Origin of the sequence: Mycoplasma putrefaciens KS1 (genome assembly GCF_000224105.1) — a bacterium.
GTDB classification, from domain to species: domain Bacteria; phylum Bacillota_I; class Bacilli_A; order Mycoplasmatales; family Mycoplasmataceae; genus Mycoplasma; species Mycoplasma putrefaciens.
Genome location: NC_015946.1, coordinates 558265 through 577295 on the forward strand (window position 1 = coordinate 558265; position 19031 = coordinate 577295).

Consider the following 19031-nt stretch of genomic DNA (forward strand, 5'->3'; position numbering starts at 1 on the left):
AATCATATCTTGTTTGTGAACTTATAATTAGCAATAAAAAAACTGATTAGTAACCAGTTCTTTATTTATGATCTTTTAAATAATTTAAACCATTTTGATAACTTAGCAGTATAGTTTGGTGTTTTAAATCGTGTAATCTTGCATAATCTAAAATAGTTAAAATTCTTTCATTTTTACTTAGTTTTAATTCGGAATTTCTTACTAATCTTACAAGTTCATCAGTTATAAAATTGTTATTTAGTCTTTCAATTATTTGTTTTTTATATTTATTTAATTCTTTGAAGCTAAGTTGATATTTGTGATTTAAAACTAATATAACTTCATCTAAATAATTATTAACAAACCCTAATACTGAGTGATTTTTTAAAGCATCATAAACAGTTGAAAGTTTATCAAATCCAAAATTCTTATAAACAAATCATCCAAGACAGCAGTGAATAGCATTTAACATATAGAGTTTTTTTGCTATTTGTAAATCAAAGTTATTAGTATAAGTTAAATGATTAATCTGTGGTATTTTACTTGGTCACTGAGTTTGATCAACAACTCATAAATAATAATCTTCACACTTTAAATAATCACTAAAAAGATCATTATTGCTTACAATTCTGTCTACCAAAACATCAACAAAATAAATGTTAGCTTTTAAATTATAAAAATTTGTTTTAAATCAACTTGAGACTCGAATACCATTTTCACAACACATAATCACTAATGGTTGGTTTTTAAAAGTTTTATAATTAATAATTTGTTGAATATAACAAATAATATTACTCAAGTTTTTAACACCAATTGAAATAGTAACAAGACCGACATCATCTCAACTATCTTGATAATTTAAAAAATCAGTTAACTGTCAAGCACTAATATTTCTAATTTCAAACTTTTTATTTTCAGAAGTTCAGATTTCAATAATTTTTTGGTTATTTATTTTATCTACAAGCTTTTTACTATTATCAACAAAATAAATATGGTTAACGACATCTTTTAAAATTGGAGCAATAAAACCACGCCCAATGTTTCCAGCTCCAAAATGTATTACATTCATTTAGCTATTTTTAGTACTTTTTAGTCAGTTAACATAAACAAAATCTAGCAGTTGAATTGTAAGCTGAGCTTTAATTGAGTTAATGCTTCATAGTTCTGATTCATTTGTTTGAAAGTATAAATACTTATCAAATAAGTTAATCATAGAACTTTGTTTTGGACCAATTCCAACAATTTTTACTTTTGCATTTAAAGATTCAGCTATTTTTTTAATATACTCGTTTTCTCCTGAAATTGTAATTAAAATCACTAAGTCATCAGGCTTAATAGTATTAAGATAAGTTTTTATTGAAATATAATCAGATTCACTAATCGCATCTTTTTTATATCAACGCAAACGTTGAATAAAGTTTTTCGAAACATTATAAGAAAGATTAAAGGCAAATAAATATACTTTATTAGCTTTGTTGATTAGATTAGCAACATCACTAATAGGTTGATTTTTTAAATTGCTTTCTTGTTGTTTTATTGATTGGGTTAATATCTCAAAATAATCACTATAAAACTTAGTTTTATCATCAATTCTTGAGCTAATTGGAATGAATTGATTATCAATGATAATTGCATTTGAAATATCATCTAATCTGTACTTTAGTTCACTAAAACCTTTTAAATTCAACTTTTCTGCAAATCTAGTAATTTGAGTTGGATTGGTATTACACTGTTTTGAAATTTCTGTTATTGTTAAACTTCTAATATTTTGATAATTTTTTAGTAAAAAAGCACCAATATTTTTATAATCTTGACTGCAGTCTGTTTGAATAAGATCTTTAATTTTTGTTAATAAATCTATTGACATTTAATCACCTGCATTGTCATATAACTATTAGAATGATGCTTAACTTTAAAATTATTCTTTCGTACTAAAATCTATAATTTTTTCTATTGTAGGATTTTTTAATAAATCATCAAATAAATCGTCATTCATAGCATTAATTGCAATTTTTTGCAAAACATCTAATTGATCTTTTTGAGTTAATGCTAAACCTATTATTATTGTACTTCAGAATCATCTCAAATGACTGGATTTTTTAGATGGATAACAATTATTAAAGATTTTTTTAAATATTGCATAGCTTCATAAGTTCCATGTGGAATTGCAATTTTAGAACCGATATTAAATGAGGCTAATTTTTGTCTTTGATCAATAGAATCAATATATTCAGTTGGAATATCTGCTCGAGAAAAAAGTTTTTTTAGATGATCTAAACATTGTGTTTTTGATTTGAATTCTTGATTTAAATATATATTTTTAGTATCTAACATTACATCACCTGCCCACCAGTAATGTTGATTGATTGTCCTGTACAATAACTGGCTTTTTCTGAAATATAAAATAATAAAACGTTTAATACATCTTCAAAAGTACACCATCTTTTTAATGGTACTTTATCTATATAATACTTTTTAACTTCAGATTCTTTGATATTTAATTTTTTTGCATATTGTGGAATTAAACTTTCAAACATTTCTGAGTCCAAAAGATTACCCAACATTAGTGAATTAACTCTAATATTGTGTTCAGCTAAATCTAAAGCAAGACTTTGAGTTAGACCCACTCCTGCAAATTTAGCTGCTGAGTATCCCGAATTATATTTAGAACCAACTTTTCCTGACTTTGAATTTATTTGGATTATATTTCCTTTGGTATTGTTTTGAATCATTATTCTTGATGTTTGTTTAGCAGCTAAAAATAACCATCTAAATTAATTTTTAAACTTGTAACAAAGTCCTTGTATTCAAACGAAGTTATTTTTGATGATTTTGCTCAACCTGCATTATAAACCAATGTATCAATTGTTTTGTACTTTTTACCAATTTGTTGAAAAGCATTAATGACATCTACTTCATTAGTCAAATCACAAACAAAAGTATCTATTTCAGGATTTTGCTTGTTTAATTGTTCTAGTTTTTTGCTATCAATGTCTAACACCACAACTTGATAATTATTTTGATAAAGACCTTGTGCTAAAAACTTACCTAAGTTTTTTGCTTCTCCTGCAACAACTGCTAATTTTTTCATTATTTTGTATCCTTTAACTTGTCTTGATTATTATTTTTTATGATTTGATATAACTCATCATAAGTGTTTTTTCCTATGAATTGTTCTACAGAATAAATATAAGCGTGAGGTACTTTTTGCTGAGCAAAATCTTTAAAGTTTTTCATTGTCACAACAATATCATACTCATCTTGTAAATCTTTAACAGCTATGTTTGACACGTTGATCTGATAGTTATGATTTTTAACTCATTTTTTAATTAAACCAGCTGCCATAGCTGATGATCCCACTCCTGCTTTACAAGCCACAACAATTTTTTTAATATTAGTTTTGTCTAAATCTTTTTTAACGACAGTTTTTTGATCTGAAAATTCAATTCCTTCATCAGTAATCTTAAATCCTTGATTAGCGTCTAGTTGTAAGTGTTTTTTATCTCTTAATAATAGTAAGACACTAATACCAAAAGCAATCAGTGTTGATACAACAAATGACAATAAGTTAATTAATATTGCTTGAGTTCCATTTGATAAAGCAATTAGAGATATTAAACTTCCTGGACTTGGTGTGCCAATTGTTCCACCACCTAGATAAGAAGTAATAAACTGTGCACTAACAACTCCAAGCATTGTTGCTAATAACATTTTTGGTTTTTTAATTATAAAAACAAAATATACTTCATGAATTCCACCAATTGTATGAATTAATGAACTAGCTGCTGCGTTGTATCGATCTTCTTTTTTAGAAAAGATGATATATGCTAATAATAAGCCTAAACCAGGCCCTGGATTGGGATCATATAAAAAGAATATTGATCTAGGGTTTGCAACTCCAGCAGCCTTTTGAATTTCAATTTCATTATAACCAATAGGTCCTAAAACTCCGTGATTTAAAGCGTTGTTTAAAAATGAAACTTTAATTGGTTCGGTGAAAAATCCTAGTATTGGTGCAACTCATTTATTGTCTCCAAATAATTTAATGATTGAAATCATTGTAAAGGTAATCCCTCACATTACTCAACCTCAGCTTCAAAAGAAAATTAGTCCTAAAATTATTGCATATGTTGCTATACCAAAGTTTTTAACTAACATTTCTAAACCTGGATTAATTTTATGTAGATATAATTTTTCAAGTCTTTTTAGAACTAATGCAGATAAAGGACCAATAATCATTGCTCCTATAAATTGATTAGGTGAAGCGGGATGAACTTTTTGGTTTCCTACTTGCTGAAAAATGTAATTACCATAAATAATAATCAGTTCCTGTTATTGCAGCAACAATAACAAATGTAGCTATCATCCCACCTCTTAACCCATAAACTAATCTCCCACCATTAAAAGCGATTAGAATTGGTAAAAGTCATTTAATTCCAGGATCAACTAACCTACCTAACATAGGTGCGTTAAATCACCCTAATTTTTTATTATTATCAAAATCATATAAAAACATAGCTGTTCAGAGTCCTCAGGCTAATAATATTCCAATTGATGGCATAATCATTCCAGCCATGAAAGAACCAGTTTTTTGAGTTTTGACTTTAAATTTGTTTGCTCATTCTTTTTTAGTTATTTGAATGTTTGAATTCATCAATTCATTATCCTCCTTGTAAATATATTAACTTAAGATGTAAATATTTACAATAATAGGTAAATATTTTATGAAAAAGTTTTAATGAACATTTTTTAAAAAATTATAAGTATACTTTTTTTTACTTGACTATAACTTTTATTGTTATTAATATAAAAAAATAAGACTTTAAGAATTTATTATTATAGTGATCTAACAAAAATCCAAACACAGTTAATGGTGTTTGGACTAAATTTAAAGTAAATTTTGTTAAGTTATAAATCATTTATTAATAATTTTTAGTACATTAAAAGACTTGGTTTTTTATTAAAAACTCATGAACTTTTTCATCGATAAAATTATTATTCATTAGTTCTTTAATTATATATAGTTTTTCTGAATTTATATTAAGGTCAGAAAATCATTTCTCACAATTACTGTTTTTACTTTTTTCCCAATCTAATATATTTAATAACTCATTAAGACTATACTTTTTAAGTCTTGTTAACTTATTTAAAATGATGTTGTTTTCTTTTTTTAAACTTGTTTGTAGTTCAATTGATTCTTTTTTAATATTATCAATTCAAGTTTTTAGTGATTGATTTGTTTTAATAAATTCTTGGTTAAACTCGTCTAAAGTGTAGATCGCAGATAATAGTTGGTTTTCTTTTTTGTACACCACAGATATCTTATCTATTTTACCTTCTAATAGATTTGCTAAAGGATCACTATTTTCTTTCAAAGAAGTATTTTTATAATTATTAAGATAATTATCTTTAATACAAGCGGTATTTTCATAAGAAATTTTGATTATTTCTGTTCTTAATTCTAATATCTTTGATACAATTAAGTAATTGAGATTTAATAGATTTTTTAATGCAAAATAATTTTGATCTAATTTGTTATTTAATTCTGTGTTAGTCCAATTTAAAAAGTTGTTGTAGTTTGTAAATATCTTGTTAATAACACCATTTTGCTTTTGCAATTCAGCAAATTCTTCTGGTAGTAAATTTTTAATGATTAAGGCACTGAATAAAACCTCTGTAATCTCATTTTTATTATTTTTATTAATAATGGGTTCTAAAATTTTAAACTCATTTACTATGTTTTGTAAGAGTCTTATATTAGGTATGACATTTAAAATACTTTGAATTTTTTTATAAGAAATTTCCTTTTTATTCGCTTTAGCTAAAACTTCTTCAACAACTTTAGTTGAATTTTTGACAGAAGCTACAGGTATTATAAAATCAAAAAATTTAGTTCTGCTTTCTGCATCAAAAATTGCATCAGATATCATGTAAATAAATTTAACTCTTCATTTTGAGCTCATTATTTTACAATGCTTGTTTACAAGATTATTAATTTGTTTTAGTCTTTCAAATATTTTAATATCATTAAATCGATCCAAATCTTCAAAAACTATAAATTTTCTTTTTGAACTATGTATCAAATAGATTATTTCTTTTATTTCTTTTTCCAAAATAGTTTCTTCACTAAGAGATTTAGTTGATGTCTCAATATTTATACCTTTAATATTTATTTTGTGTATTCTTAGTCGTAGTTTGCTTCAAAAAAAATAGGCAAGAACATATAAAATTATTCCTAAAACAAAAATAAGCAAGAGAGATATTAAAATTTTAATACCAAGAGTTCTTGCAGTATTTGGTAAATAAACTAATAATATAAAAAGCATAACAGTAACGAAAATGACAGTTAAGAAATAAACAAAGAAAAAGAAAAAATTAAACACTTTTGAACCGGTAAAATTTTGTTGTACCTTATTCTTATACAGTGGTATTACTTGAGAATCTATCTGTACAACCAAATCATTAATTATTTGTCTTTCTATTCTATTGTAAAAAAGTGTGTCATGTTTTTTTGACTTATCATTTTTATCTAATTCATTATTTTGGTTATATTTACCAAAGGTTATAGTTAAAGTCTGAGAAAATTTGTTATTTTTTCTTAGATAATTTTTTTCATAAGTTCTTCAAATCGTACTTTTTCCAGAACCATAAGCTCCAGTTATTGCTATGTTAAATATATTTTCATTTGTTGTAGCAAAATACAAAGAGTCTTTATAAGACTCTTCTATATCTTTTTCTTTCATAACATTGGGTGTTAAAGCATTAAAATCAGCTATGTTTGAATCTTCAATTTTTGGTTCTTTTTTTCTTATTCACGGAATTTTCAAGAATATAACCTCCATAATTTCTAATAAAAAATTTTACATTTCAATTGCCTTAGGATCTAATAAAAAATTTTTAGCCCTATGTATAAAATCCCATTTTTATCACGATGTTCTAAAATATCATCATAACAATGATAATTTTTTTGTAGTTATTTTTTACTTTTAATAGCAGTTTAATTTCTTTATCTTTTTTTCTAAATCATCAGTGTTAAGCGCAACTTAAATATAATATTTTGTGTCAATTAAATTTGCAATAAAATCAATTTCTAAATTATATACATTACGAAGTTTTTCACTTTTGTCATTATATAAAATATGACCAATATCAACATTAAAACCTTTAGATTTTAATTCATTAAAAACAATATTTTTACTATATGACTAAAATCTAGATTAGAAAAATTTAGTCATGCGTTTCTTAGACAAAGGTCAGCAAAATAATACTTTAAAGGTGTTGAAAAATATTTAGCACCTTTAATATCATAACGCTTTGCTTTAGAAATAATAAATGAGCCTTGAAAATAACTAATATTTTTAAAAACTGTATTTGAAATAATCTTGACTTTAGTTTCAAGCAAAATCTCCTATATTATATGAAATAAAGTTTAGTAATGTTTCTTTATATCTTTTTAAAATATCGTGAGTGTAAGTTGTTTTAAATAGGAATATTTAAAATAATTATTAGTTACACAAAAATTTATATAGAATTTTATTGTTTTTCTTCATTACTAAATTTTGAAAATTTAGATAATAAAATTCAAGCACATTAGGTGTGCTTGAATAACTAATATAAATTATATTTAATTTTGCTTTTTAAGTTGTATTATCTTTAACTAAAACAAATAATCAAGCTAAATCAAAATACATTTTTTGCTCAATATCTTTTAATAAAAAATAACTTTTAAAAACTTCTAGCTATTTAGTAAACTTTGTTCCACTTAATCCTTGTAGAACTTTGTCGGCTTGCTCTAGTGAACCTATATAAACAGGTTTACCATTAGTTTGTCTAACAAATGACATAGCAGCTTTAATTTTAGGAAGCATTGATCCTACTGCAAAATGACCTTCAGAAATATAATTTTCTGCTTCTGATATTGTTAATGAATCAAGTGCTTGTTCATTTGGTCTTTTATAATTAATCATCACTTTATCAATAGCAGTTAAGATAATTAAACTTTCTGCATCAATTATTTCAGCAATTTTAGCAGCGGCAAAATCTTTATCAATCACTGCTGCGATACCTACTAATTTATCATTTTCTAAATAAACAGGTATTCCTCCACCTCCACCAGCAATTGTGATAAATGAATTATTAACTAATTGTAATAAGATTTCTTTTTCAACAATATCAATTGGTTTTGGTGAAGCTATAACTCTTCTTCATCCTCTTCCTGCGTCTTCAGCAACTGTTCATAAGTTTTTTTTAGCTAGCATTTTAGCTTCTTGTTCACTCATAAATGAACCTATTGGTTTTGATGGTTTTAAAAATGATGGGTCATTTTTGTCAACTAAAGTTTGGGTAACTATTGTTGCAATGTGTTTATTTAATTTTCTTAATCTTAATTCATTATTAATTGCTTGTTGTAAGTGATAACCTATATAACCCTGACTCATAGCACCACACTCAGGAAAGTCTAACACAGGTGATTTTTGTTGATTTTTGTTTGCTATATCAAAGGCATTATTGATCATACCAACTTGAGGTCCGTTTCCATGTACAATAACAATGTCATTACCTTGTTCAATAAAATCAGCTAACGCTTTAGCAGTTTTTTTAACGATTTCTTTTTGTTCTATAGGCGAATTTCCTAGAGCATTTCCACCTACTGCAATAACTATTTTTGACATTTAAAACTCCTCTTTTGAAATATCTTGTCAATTGTTTTGTTTTTTGTCTATTTGTATGCATATATTTGTCAGTATCACTATTAGTAGTATAGTATGATTTTTAATTATTTTTGCTTAATAGATTGTGTTGTTATCAAACCTTGTTCAGATGCTATAAAAAATAAATCATCACTTATTTATCTAGCTATACTTGTAATTCTTGTGTTAGATAAAACTTTATCTGCTTGTAAAGTCAAAGATAATTGATTTTAATGATTTTGTAAAATTTCAAACATTTACACTATTTTAATTATTTACCAATTGTAGCAACCATAATTGCTTTAATTGTATGTAATCTGTTTTCTGCTTCTTCAAATACAACAGAATGTTTTGATTCAAATACTTCATCTGTTACTTCCATTTCTCTTAGGCCAAATTTTTTATAGATTTCTTGAGAAACTTCTGTATTTAAATCGTGAAATGCTGGTAAACAATGCATAAAAATAACATCTGGTTTAGCTACTTTAATTGCATCGATATTTACTTGGTATGGTTTTAATAATTTAATTCTTGACTCTCAAACTTCTTCTGATTCACCCATTGAAACCCAAACATCAGTATAAATTACATCAGCATCTTTACATGCAACTTTCATATCATCAACTAGATTAATAGTAGCACCAGTTTCTTTTGCAATCTCTTTACATTGATCTACAAGTTCTTGAGTTGGTCATAATTCTTTTGGTGCTGCTGCAACAAAATGCATACCCATTTTAGCACATCCAATCATTAATGAATTGCTTACATTATTTCTGGCATCTCCTGCAAAAACAAACTTTAGTCCTTTTAGATTGTCTTTGTATTCTTCTATTGTTAAAAAGTCAGCAAGAACTTGAGTCGGATGAAACTGATCTGTTAATCCATTATAAACAGGAACACCTGAGTGTCGCGCTAATTTTTCAACAATTTTTTGATCAAATCCTCTAAACTGAATCGCGTCATACATTCTTCCTAAAACTCTGGCACTATCTGCTACTGATTCTTTTTTGTTAAATTGTGATCCAGAAGGTCCTAGATATGTAACATGAGCGCCTTGATCTAAAGCAGCAACTTCAAATGCACATCTAGTTCTTGTTGAATCTTTTTGAAATAGTAAAACAACATTTTTTCCTTGCATTGTTTTAATTTCATTTCCTGTGTATTTAGCTTTTTTTAAGTCCTTAGATAAATCTAATAAATATCTTATTTCTCTTGGGGTAAAGTCTAATAATGTTAATAAACTTCTACCTTTTAAATTTAAAGCCATATCTTTATCCTACCTAGTATCTTTTAATTTCTTGTAAATCTTCTCTTCATAGCGGCATAGTCATACATCTTGGTCCACCTCTACCGCGCGATAATTCTGATGAAGCAATAGTTAATACTTCAACACCAGCTTTTCTTAATAAGTCAATTGTTACTCAATTGCGGTCATAAGCAATAACTTTACCTGGTCTTAATGTTATAACATTAGTTCCATCACTTCATTGTTCTCTACCAGCTGCAACAGCATCATCACCACCACACCTAATAATCTGAACTTCTCTTCCTACTGCATCAGTTAATAATTCAATTAGTGTTTTTTTAATTTCTTTAGTTTCTTTTTTTGTAATTTCATAAATTTTAAATTCATCAAGATGATCAAAAATTAATGGATGAGCGATAAATTTATCATAATCAATGTTTGTAAATACTGTGTCTAAATGCATAAATGCACGAGATTTTGGAAGATCTAAAACAATAACTTTAGCATAACTTGATTCTGGATCAGCAAATAATTCTTTGCTAAATTTTTCAACTGCTTTTAGCGTTGTTCTTTGAGTAACTCCAATTATTAAAGTCTCTTTATTTAAAACTAAAATATCTCCCCCTTCAATGGTTTGATCTTTTCAATCTCTTTGATAGTAGTAAGGTACTTGATTTGCAAATCTATTGTGATGTTTAAATACTAAATCAGGAAAAATGGTTTCTCTGTTTCTTGTTTCTGATCACATTCTGTTCATTGTTATTCCATGACCAACAGTTGCAAATGGGTCTCTTTGAAATAAAACGTTTGGTAGTGGGTCTGCTACAAATGGATATGCTTTATTTCCCTCATCAATACCTAATTCAAGTTTTTTAGTTCCAGCGATCATTTTTTTAATCATTCTATAATTATCTAGGCTACTAATAAAATCACGGTATTTATCTTGATATTTAGCTTCAATATTAGCTTCAAAAATAAATTGATCAATGAATTTCTCTCTTAATTCTGGGTGTTGATCTAAAGTTTCTGATGCTAATTTTTCAATGTATAACACTTCTACTCCATTATCACGCATAATTTTAGTAAAAGCATCATGTTCTTGGATAGCTACATCTTTAAACGGAACATCATCAAATAGCAATTTTTCTAAAAGTTCAGGAGTTAAATTTTCAACTTCTTCACCTGGCCTATGAACAAGAACAGTTTTTAATGTTCCTATTTCAGAAAAAACATTTAACTTTTTCTCCATATTCAATATATACCTCCCAACAATGATCTAAAACGATCACAATTTTATTATTACAAAAGCAAAAGATATAAACAAGATAGCAAAAAAACTTGAAATCTCATCTACTTTAAACTACTTAAAAATTTTAAAATTTTACTAAAAGGTTCATTCAATTTTGTATTACTAATTGGTATTAAAAATTAAAAGAATATTTACTTTTCAAATTTGTTTGTAGTGATATATTTGTTACTTTTCAGTTATTTAAATTTGATTGCCATCATTTTTATTTTAATATGAGTTAAAAAGTTGTTGCCACCATTTGAATAATAAGGTTAAGAGTTATTTATGTGACTTAAATATTAAGCTGTATAAATTATTAGTAATTTAAAAGAGATTAAGATTAATTAATAAAATTTTACTTTTAATTTAGAAATCTACTAAATCTCATGAGACAGACTATCTTGAATAAAAAATAAAGATACTTTTTTTGAATTTATATAAAATAGGTTCTTTAATTAGTTCTTATGAATAAAAGATCAATTCACTAAAGCTTGATTAGCACAATAATAGAATTGTAAATTCTGAATATGTTTTATTTATTTTTTATAATATTGACTAAATTTATACTATTTTTTCTCATTTTATCGGGAAAATTAACTAAAATAACACTCTAAAAATTTATTCTATGACAGGAAGAATTTCAAACTTGTCACATCTTGAATCAAATAAAATAATAAACAACTTAATTGATTAACTATTTATAAAATACTAATTATTTTATAGTCCAAATAACCAGTATTTATCATAATTATTATTTATTTTCTAAATTTATACCTTGTTTTAAATGCATAACATGTTTGACTTTTCGGTTCTTTTTGAAAATAAACTATACAAAATTAACTAGATACTACATTGTTTTTAAATCATTAAATTGATTTTATTAATCTTCAACTATTGGTTAAATTTACATTAAATTGATCACATTTTATCGCAAAACCTAGCTTAAATATAATTTTTATTTTATGAGTAGATGATTTTAGTAATTACATTTTTTGTTACTTTTTATAAAAAAAAGAATTACTCAAGTAGCTATATTTTTAATATTTCAAAAAAACAGTTTTTACTAATAATATAGAAACTGCTTTATCGGTTTACTCCACATCATTTAGTTTTATAAAAATTATTAAGGTAAGATTCGTTCTTTGAACTACGGTTTATTTTTATGTACCTTAATAATTTTTATAAATCTTTAATATTTTTTTATTTTTTGAAAATTTTTATACAACTGATAAAAATAATGATAGTATATTGATGTACACCTATAAAAACACAACAAAAACTATAAAAAAACAAGGTTATCAATAGTTAGCCTTGTTTTTTGTTTTTAAGCTTATAAATTCAGAACTCGTCTGTTTAATCAGACGAGTCTTTTACACAACTACGCTTTACAGTTTCGATTAAAATCAATTCTTAAAAAATGAACGAAATAATTTAGTATACAAAACTATAAAATAAATTCTAAAAATATAGTTTAATTTATTCACTTTTAAAAACATTAGCATACATTATAATATAAAAACATATAGGGAGTACATATGAATAATAAAGTAGTTAATATAATTAGTTTTGGTAGGTTAAAGGGTGGAGTTGGGAAGACAACTCTTAATTTGAATATTGCTGGAGCTTTAGCTAATCAGGGTAAGAAAATTCTTGTCATTGATTTTAATCCACAAGCTAGCATTACTCAAACTCTAAGACAATCAGTCGAACAAGTTCAAAGTGTTAAAGGTTCAGAACAATGACTTTCTAATGAAGTTAGCTACGATGAACTGAGAGAAACTATTTTTCCTAGTTTTATTGAAAATATTGATTTTGTAGCTTCAACTTCAGTTTTAGAAAAGCAAAATAGAGAGTTAGTTTCAAAGCCAAGCAGAGAAAAAAGATTAATTTCTAATATCATTAAAATTGGAGAAGAGCAAAATCTTCTGACTAATTACGATCATATTATTATTGATACAAATCCTGCATTTGATCCCATTACTGAAAATGTTTATATAGCTTGTGCATTTAGAGACGGAGTTATTCAAGTTGTAAATGATGATCCTTTTTCTTTAACTGGAGCTATTAAGAACTTAAAAATATGAGAGAAAAAGTATATGAATGATAGATTTTCTAAAGTACCTAATGCTTTGAAAGGTATTTTAGTGAATAAAGTCAAATCAAACAATTTATTAAAAAATATAATTAAAACACTAAATAGTGACGATTTTGTGTTTAAAGACTTGGTTTTAAGAACTATCATTATTGAAAATGCTGCCATCAAAAAATCCATATTCCAACAAAACACAAAGCAAGATAAGATTAAATTGGATTTTGCAATTAATAATAAAAAGTTAAATAATTGACAAAAGCCTAAATGAATTAAGGAAAATGAAAATCTAAATAAGCTAATTAACAACGGAAATCCAATAGCTAATTTAGTTTTAGAACTAAAGGACAAACAAATAATTAAATAAATTCAAAAAAGGAAACATTGTATGAAATCTTTTTTCATATGAATTAAACGATTTTTTGTAAAGTTATGAGAAATTATACTTTCAATTTGATATTGAATTAATAGGATTATCTATTATCTGATAAGTACTTTGGGGTGAATAATTAAAGTAGTTTATATCATCATTACACTTGTACTTATAGGCTATACTATTTATCTTTTAATTACAGACTTGAAAAATGGAACAATAGCGATCGTCTTTTTATTCATTTGATTATCGTTTTGGTATTACTATCAAAAAAACAAATCTTAATAAGTCTTAAGCAAGCACCTTGAATGAGTGCTTGTTTTTTATAGGAGGTTAATATGAAATTAAATTTTGATCTTTTTGCAAAAGGATTTTCATTTTTAAATGAAATGTTTGAGCAAAAAGCTAATGAAATTAACAGACTAGAAAGAGAATTTAGAGAAATAAAAAGAAAAACACTTCATCCAGATTGACGTGTTTTTAGACGTTATAAGCGAAAATGAATTACATTTGGTGGTGAGTTTGAGTTGAACTTAACTATGTATGAAGTTATTGATAAACTAACCAATAAGCCTAAACGCTTTGTGTATTATCATCATCAAAAACTAAAAGAATTGCGACATTCAAAATATGATATAGATATTCTAAAACTTACTATTTGATTTTATTTAATGGAATCTAAGATTCCATTATTTTTAAGAGAATTATTACCTAGTAAGCAATTGTTTAATCATTATTTAAAATCGACAAATATCCATCAAATAATAGATGAGAAAAACCGAGAAATCCTTAAGAAAAATTATCACGAATTAGAAAAATCAAATGAACAAATTTATATTGAAATGGATGATTTTTATATTAATCATCAACAAAAGAACAATAAGAAAATGAGAGTTAGAGAAGCAATCTTTCATAAAGTAAATAAGACAAAACTAGATAGTGTTATTAACTTGTTTTTTACTAAAAATGGACGAGAAAGACAATGAATATAACAATTTGAACTACGTCTTTTCAAATCTCAAGGAATTTATAAAACCTATTAAAAACGATTCAGAAATAGTTATTAATGGAGATGTATCACGATGGATCCAAACTCTTGCTAAGCAGCTAAATGTAAACTTTTCACTAGATCTTTTTCATATTAAAAGAGGACTAAATTTAACTTTTGGAACAAACAAATTTGCAAGTAAAGCTAATAAAAAGTTTTTTAATAAATACTATAGTAAAAGGTTCAATTCATCTTGAAAAGATGTCTTTGAGTATGCAATTTTTAGTGAAGACTTAGACTTTTTCAAAGAAAACTATTTAGATTTTTTAACACAAGCAAAGCGTGAAAATGCATCAAAATCAATAATCATAAATGCTAGAAACTTTTACAAAATGATAGTAAATAATAGCAAATGATTGTTTGAGAACAAACAAAATCTAAGTAGTTTTACAGAACATTTTGTCTTTAATTCCTTTAAAAAACACATAGTGAAACAACAGTCTTTATATGCTTTTGACAACATAAAAACGTTGGTAACATTCAAGAATTTATTGAAAAATCAGGCAACTGTTTTTTTATAGTTTTTTTAGGGATGATGCTGTTTTTATCTAAAATCAATAACTGCTCTACCTATAAAATCACCTTTTTCAAGCTTTTCAAATATTTCGGCAACTTGATCTAATTTAACTATTTTAGTTACTTCAGATTTAACTAAACCTCTAGTAGCATAATCTAGTGCTTCTTGTAAATCTTTGCGAGTACCTACAATTGATCCGGCTAATTCACGCTCTAATAGTACAGTTCAAAATATAGAAACAGCAAACTCATCTTTTCCTAATTTATCTTTAGCAGGTAAACCTACTAATACTTGACGTCCACCACGTCTAAGCATTTCCATACCTTGACTAGTTACTGATGATGCAACTGATGTGTTAATTACACCATGAGCTCCACCATTTGTAACTTCAATAACTTTTTCAATAGCATTAACTTTTTTACTATTAAAAGCAAACTCTGCTCCTGATTTTAAAGCTAAATCAACTTTTTCATCTGCTATATCAATACCAATAACTCTATAACCCATAGCTTTTGCATATTGAATAGCCATTTGACCCAATCCACCAACTCCAATAACAACTATGAAATTTCCAGGTTTTAATTTAGCTTGTTTGACAGCTTTATAAGTAGTTACACCAGCACAAACAACCGGAGCACCAGTTATGACATCTAATTGCTTTGGAACTAAACCAACAAAATCCTCATGTCCAATTGCATATTCAGCAAATGACCCATCTTTTGTATAAGCTGACATATTTTGATCAGGACATAATGTTTCTCTACCAGTTAAACAATATTCACAATGTCCGCATGTGTCATGTAATCAGGCTAAACAAACTCGATCACCAACTTTTAGATGTGTACATCCTGGTCCTAGTTTTGCAACAATACCAATACCTTCATGACCAGGAATCAAAGGATATTTCGGTTCTACTAATCAGTCATAATTTGCTGCATGTAAATCTGTATGACAAATTCCGCTAGTTTCCATTTTAATTAAAACTTCTTTTTCCTTTGGTTCAGGAATATCTACTAATTCTACACTTCATTTACGTGATTCACGAACCACAAAAGCTTTCATCTTTGCCATAAAAATAAAATACCTCGTAGTGAAAATACATAATAAATATTTATTTTTTAATATATTTACAACTAAATTATAACTTTTAACTAAAACACTTAAAAGAAAAGATCTACAGATATATCCTGCTAGACTATAAATTAGAACCACATTATTAAGAATAAAAATTTATTAAGATAAAGGCTTTTAATTACAAAATAAAAAAGGTTCACCTTACTTTGAACTATGTGAATTAAATAAAGTATAAACAACTTTTACAACAAAAACTCATAAGTATCTTTTTGTGCTAATACTTAAAATAGTTTTCAAAAGTATTTGTTAAAATGTTTTATTTAACTTATACTGTTTTCATTTAATAAAAATTCTTTTACTGAGATATACAAAATACCATTATCATCATATTTTGCAAAAGTATCATTTCCTAAGATTACTATTTTTTTAAATGAATCATTAATTTTTTTTAATGATGCTATTTCTTGTTCTTTTTTTTCAAAAGAATCTATATTTAACGCTGATTGAATATAATATCTTTTATCTGCTTTGTTAACTACAAAATCAACTTCTAAACGCACTTCTTTTCTTGGATCTGAACTCTTATTATCATAAATAACAACTCCAACATCAACTAGATAACCGCGTCTTTTTAACTCATTGTATATGATATTTTCTTGGATATGATTTTGCTCATCTTGTCTAAAGTTAATTCTTGCATTTCTTAAACCAAGATCAGTAAAATAATATTTTAGTGGAGTTGAAAAATATCTACCACCCTTAACATCATATCTTTTTGAACTATCAATTATAAAAGCATCTTCAAAATAATCTAAATAGTTTTTAATAGTATTAGCAGAAATATTAATCTTATTTTCTGAAGCAAATCTTTTCATAAGTTTTGAAGGATTAGTTAAAGATCCAATTGATGAAGAAATAAAATCTAACAATATATTAAGAACCTCAGTCTGGTTTGAAATATTATTTCTTTCAGCTATATCCTTTATATAAATTTCATTAAAAAGATTAGTTAGATATTTTTTCTTATCTTGTTCAGTTTTTAAACTATAAACCTCAGGCATTCCACCAAAATAACAATATTGTTTAAACGCTTGTTGTCTATCAGTATATAGTTGACAAACTTCACTAAAAGATAAAGGATTTAAACGAATTTCATCTCCTCTTCCTCTAAACTGAGTAAGAATATCAGATGATAACATTTTTGAATTGCTTCCAGTGACATAAACATCAAGATTTTCTCTTTTGACTAGACTTAATAATACGTCAATAAAAGTTACTTGATAAGTGCTGTTTTCATGATAAGGATTTTTTATTGCTTCACAATACTGAATTTCATCTATCATTACATAATATTTTTTATTTTTATCAACAATTAAAGATTTGATATATTCACTTAATTTTAAAGGGTTACGATGCTCTAAAAAATCGATATTTTCTAGAGATAAGGTTATGATTTGATCTTTTGTGACTTGATTTGATAATAAATATTCATAAAATAAATTAAAAAGCAAATAAGATTTACCACATCGTCTTATCCCAGTTATTATTTTCACTTTCTTGTTGTCTTTTTTATCTATTAGTTGATTTAAGTAAAAGTCTCTTTTAAAGTTCATAACATACCCCATAGAAGATTAAGTCGGAATTCCGAGTATTTATTATAAGTATAACAAAAAAGCTAATGTACAGAAGATTAAGTCGGAATTCCGAGTATTTTTTCTAAACTCTTTAATTAAAGTCAGCTCAGATTTGACTGTTTTTCTAATTAAAGATTTTGATTTTTAACTATAAGATTTAAGGAATTTACTAACACTTGAGAACAGTGAAAAGTAGGGGATATGTTTGAGGTTGGTAGGGGTTATGTCGTTCCAAAGAAACATATTTATAACAGTAAATTTGGTGAATACATATATCCTATATATTCTTCTCAAACAACAAATAACGGATTACTAGGTTACTACAATAATTTTCTAAATTCTAACTCTATAACATGAACTACCGATGGAGCTAATGCTGGTACTGTATATTACAGAGAAGGTAGATTTTATGCAACAAATGTATGTGGAATACTATCTAGAAAACATTTTACACCTAACCTTTATTTGTCATTATCTCTTTCTAAAGTTGCTTATAAACATGTAACTAAAGTTGGTAATCCTAAATTAATGAATAATGTTATGTCAAGCATAGAATTAACAATCACATCAAATATAGATGAACAATATAAAATATCATCTCTATTTTCTAACCTAGATTCACTAATCACCTTTCATCAGCGTGGGTATAATGGAGGTAAAAAGTGAAAAAAGATGACATACTACTATACAAATATTTTCAAAATTGGATAAATGTATACAAGAGAGGATCGATTAGAAATGTAAGTTTTAAAAAATATGAACTTACATTAGATTGAATTATAAAATTAGCACCAAGTATTAGATTATGTGACCTAGACAGAATAACTTATCAAGAAATTATTAACCAATACGCAAAAGATCACGAAAGACAAACTACAATGGATTTTCACCATCATTTGAAAAGTTGCTTGTTAGATGCATTTGATGAAGGATTGCTATCTAAAGATCCGACTAGAAAAGTTGTTATTAAAGGAAAACCAGCAAAACCTAAAAAAATAAAATTTTTAAGTAACTTTGAGTTACAGTTATTGTTAAAACAATTAAACTTAAAAGATTCTTTAAATTTTGATTAATTAATATTTTTAATAGCTAA

The 19031-nt window shown here is 25.9% G+C and carries 15 protein-coding genes and 2 pseudogenes; 5 read left to right on the forward strand and 12 right to left on the reverse strand.

Features of this window, described 5'->3' with window-relative positions; translation table 4 throughout:
• Positions 1-61: 61 nt before the first annotated feature.
• From MPUT_RS02490 to MPUT_RS02535, 10 genes and pseudogenes are all read right to left on the reverse strand, one after another.
• Positions 62-1048, reverse strand: coding sequence for a mannitol dehydrogenase family protein (locus MPUT_RS02490; protein ID WP_014035222.1), 987 nt, complete (start codon positions 1046-1048; stop codon positions 62-64).
• Positions 1049-1846, reverse strand: a complete 798-nt coding sequence (locus tag MPUT_RS02495) for a MurR/RpiR family transcriptional regulator (RefSeq protein ID WP_014035223.1) — start codon at positions 1844-1846, stop codon at positions 1049-1051.
• Positions 1847-2040: 194 nt separating this feature from the next.
• On the reverse strand, positions 2041-2313 hold the full coding sequence (locus tag MPUT_RS02500) for a PTS sugar transporter subunit IIA (protein WP_231992248.1): 273 nt from the start codon (positions 2311-2313) through the stop codon (positions 2041-2043).
• Positions 2313-3070, reverse strand: a pseudogene (gene srlD / locus MPUT_RS03965) (sorbitol-6-phosphate dehydrogenase). The gene MPUT_RS02500 and the pseudogene srlD overlap by 1 nt, the downstream one beginning before the upstream one ends.
• Positions 3070-4633 (reverse strand): annotated as a pseudogene (locus tag MPUT_RS02510) (PTS transporter subunit EIIC). The pseudogenes srlD and MPUT_RS02510 overlap by 1 nt, the downstream one beginning before the upstream one ends.
• Positions 4634-4919: 286 nt before the next feature.
• Complete coding sequence (locus MPUT_RS02515; RefSeq protein ID WP_146255266.1) at positions 4920-6821, reverse strand: YobI family P-loop NTPase; 1902 nt, start codon at positions 6819-6821, stop codon at positions 4920-4922.
• A 329-nt stretch (positions 6822-7150) separates the two neighbouring features.
• Positions 7151-7381, reverse strand: coding sequence for an ATP-binding protein (locus tag MPUT_RS03745; protein ID WP_049773894.1), 231 nt, complete (start codon positions 7379-7381; stop codon positions 7151-7153).
• 337 nt (positions 7382-7718) lie between these two features.
• Positions 7719-8651, reverse strand: coding sequence for a carbamate kinase (arcC, locus tag MPUT_RS02525; protein WP_014035225.1), 933 nt, complete (start codon positions 8649-8651; stop codon positions 7719-7721).
• 289 nt (positions 8652-8940) lie between these two features.
• Positions 8941-9936: an ornithine carbamoyltransferase gene (gene argF / locus MPUT_RS02530; RefSeq protein WP_014035226.1), complete on the reverse strand. Its 996-nt coding sequence runs from the start codon at positions 9934-9936 to the stop codon at positions 8941-8943.
• A 13-nt stretch (positions 9937-9949) separates the two neighbouring features.
• On the reverse strand, positions 9950-11164 hold the full coding sequence (locus MPUT_RS02535) for an arginine deiminase (protein ID WP_014035227.1): 1215 nt from the start codon (positions 11162-11164) through the stop codon (positions 9950-9952).
• 1574 nt (positions 11165-12738) lie between these two features.
• Between MPUT_RS02535 and MPUT_RS02540 the strand changes: the two genes are divergently transcribed.
• The 3 genes from MPUT_RS02540 to MPUT_RS03865 all read left to right on the forward strand — a co-directional run bounded on the left by MPUT_RS02540 (position 12739) and on the right by MPUT_RS03865 (position 15234).
• Positions 12739-13659: a ParA family protein gene (locus MPUT_RS02540; protein ID WP_014035228.1), complete on the forward strand. Its 921-nt coding sequence runs from the start codon at positions 12739-12741 to the stop codon at positions 13657-13659.
• 344 nt (positions 13660-14003) lie between these two features.
• Entirely contained in the window at positions 14004-14657 is a 654-nt protein-coding gene (locus tag MPUT_RS03860) for a hypothetical protein (RefSeq protein ID WP_231992251.1), read from the forward strand.
• Positions 14632-15234: a hypothetical protein gene (locus tag MPUT_RS03865; protein ID WP_231992252.1), complete on the forward strand. Its 603-nt coding sequence runs from the start codon at positions 14632-14634 to the stop codon at positions 15232-15234. Before MPUT_RS03860 ends, MPUT_RS03865 begins: the two co-directional genes overlap by 26 nt.
• 23 nt (positions 15235-15257) lie before the next feature.
• On the opposite strand, the gene MPUT_RS02550 is transcribed toward MPUT_RS03865, so the two are convergent.
• Together MPUT_RS02550 and MPUT_RS02555 are read right to left on the reverse strand one after the other, a co-directional pair.
• Positions 15258-16301, reverse strand: a complete 1044-nt coding sequence (locus tag MPUT_RS02550; protein WP_014035230.1) for a zinc-dependent alcohol dehydrogenase — start codon at positions 16299-16301, stop codon at positions 15258-15260.
• Positions 16302-16624: 323 nt separating this feature from the next.
• Complete coding sequence (locus tag MPUT_RS02555; protein ID WP_014035231.1) at positions 16625-17917, reverse strand: ATP-binding protein; 1293 nt, start codon at positions 17915-17917, stop codon at positions 16625-16627.
• A 222-nt stretch (positions 17918-18139) separates the two neighbouring features.
• Between MPUT_RS02555 and MPUT_RS02560 the strand changes: the two genes are divergently transcribed.
• Together MPUT_RS02560 and MPUT_RS03910 are read left to right on the forward strand one after the other, a co-directional pair.
• Positions 18140-18649 (forward strand): restriction endonuclease subunit S, encoded by a 510-nt coding sequence (locus MPUT_RS02560; protein ID WP_014035232.1) that lies wholly within the window; start codon positions 18140-18142, stop codon positions 18647-18649.
• The gene (locus tag MPUT_RS03910) at positions 18601-19011 is read left to right on the forward strand and encodes a phage integrase SAM-like domain-containing protein (RefSeq protein WP_331838520.1); all 411 of its coding nucleotides are present in this window, start codon (positions 18601-18603) and stop codon (positions 19009-19011) included. The genes MPUT_RS02560 and MPUT_RS03910 overlap by 49 nt, the downstream gene beginning before the upstream one ends.
• Positions 19012-19031 lie beyond the last annotated feature (20 nt).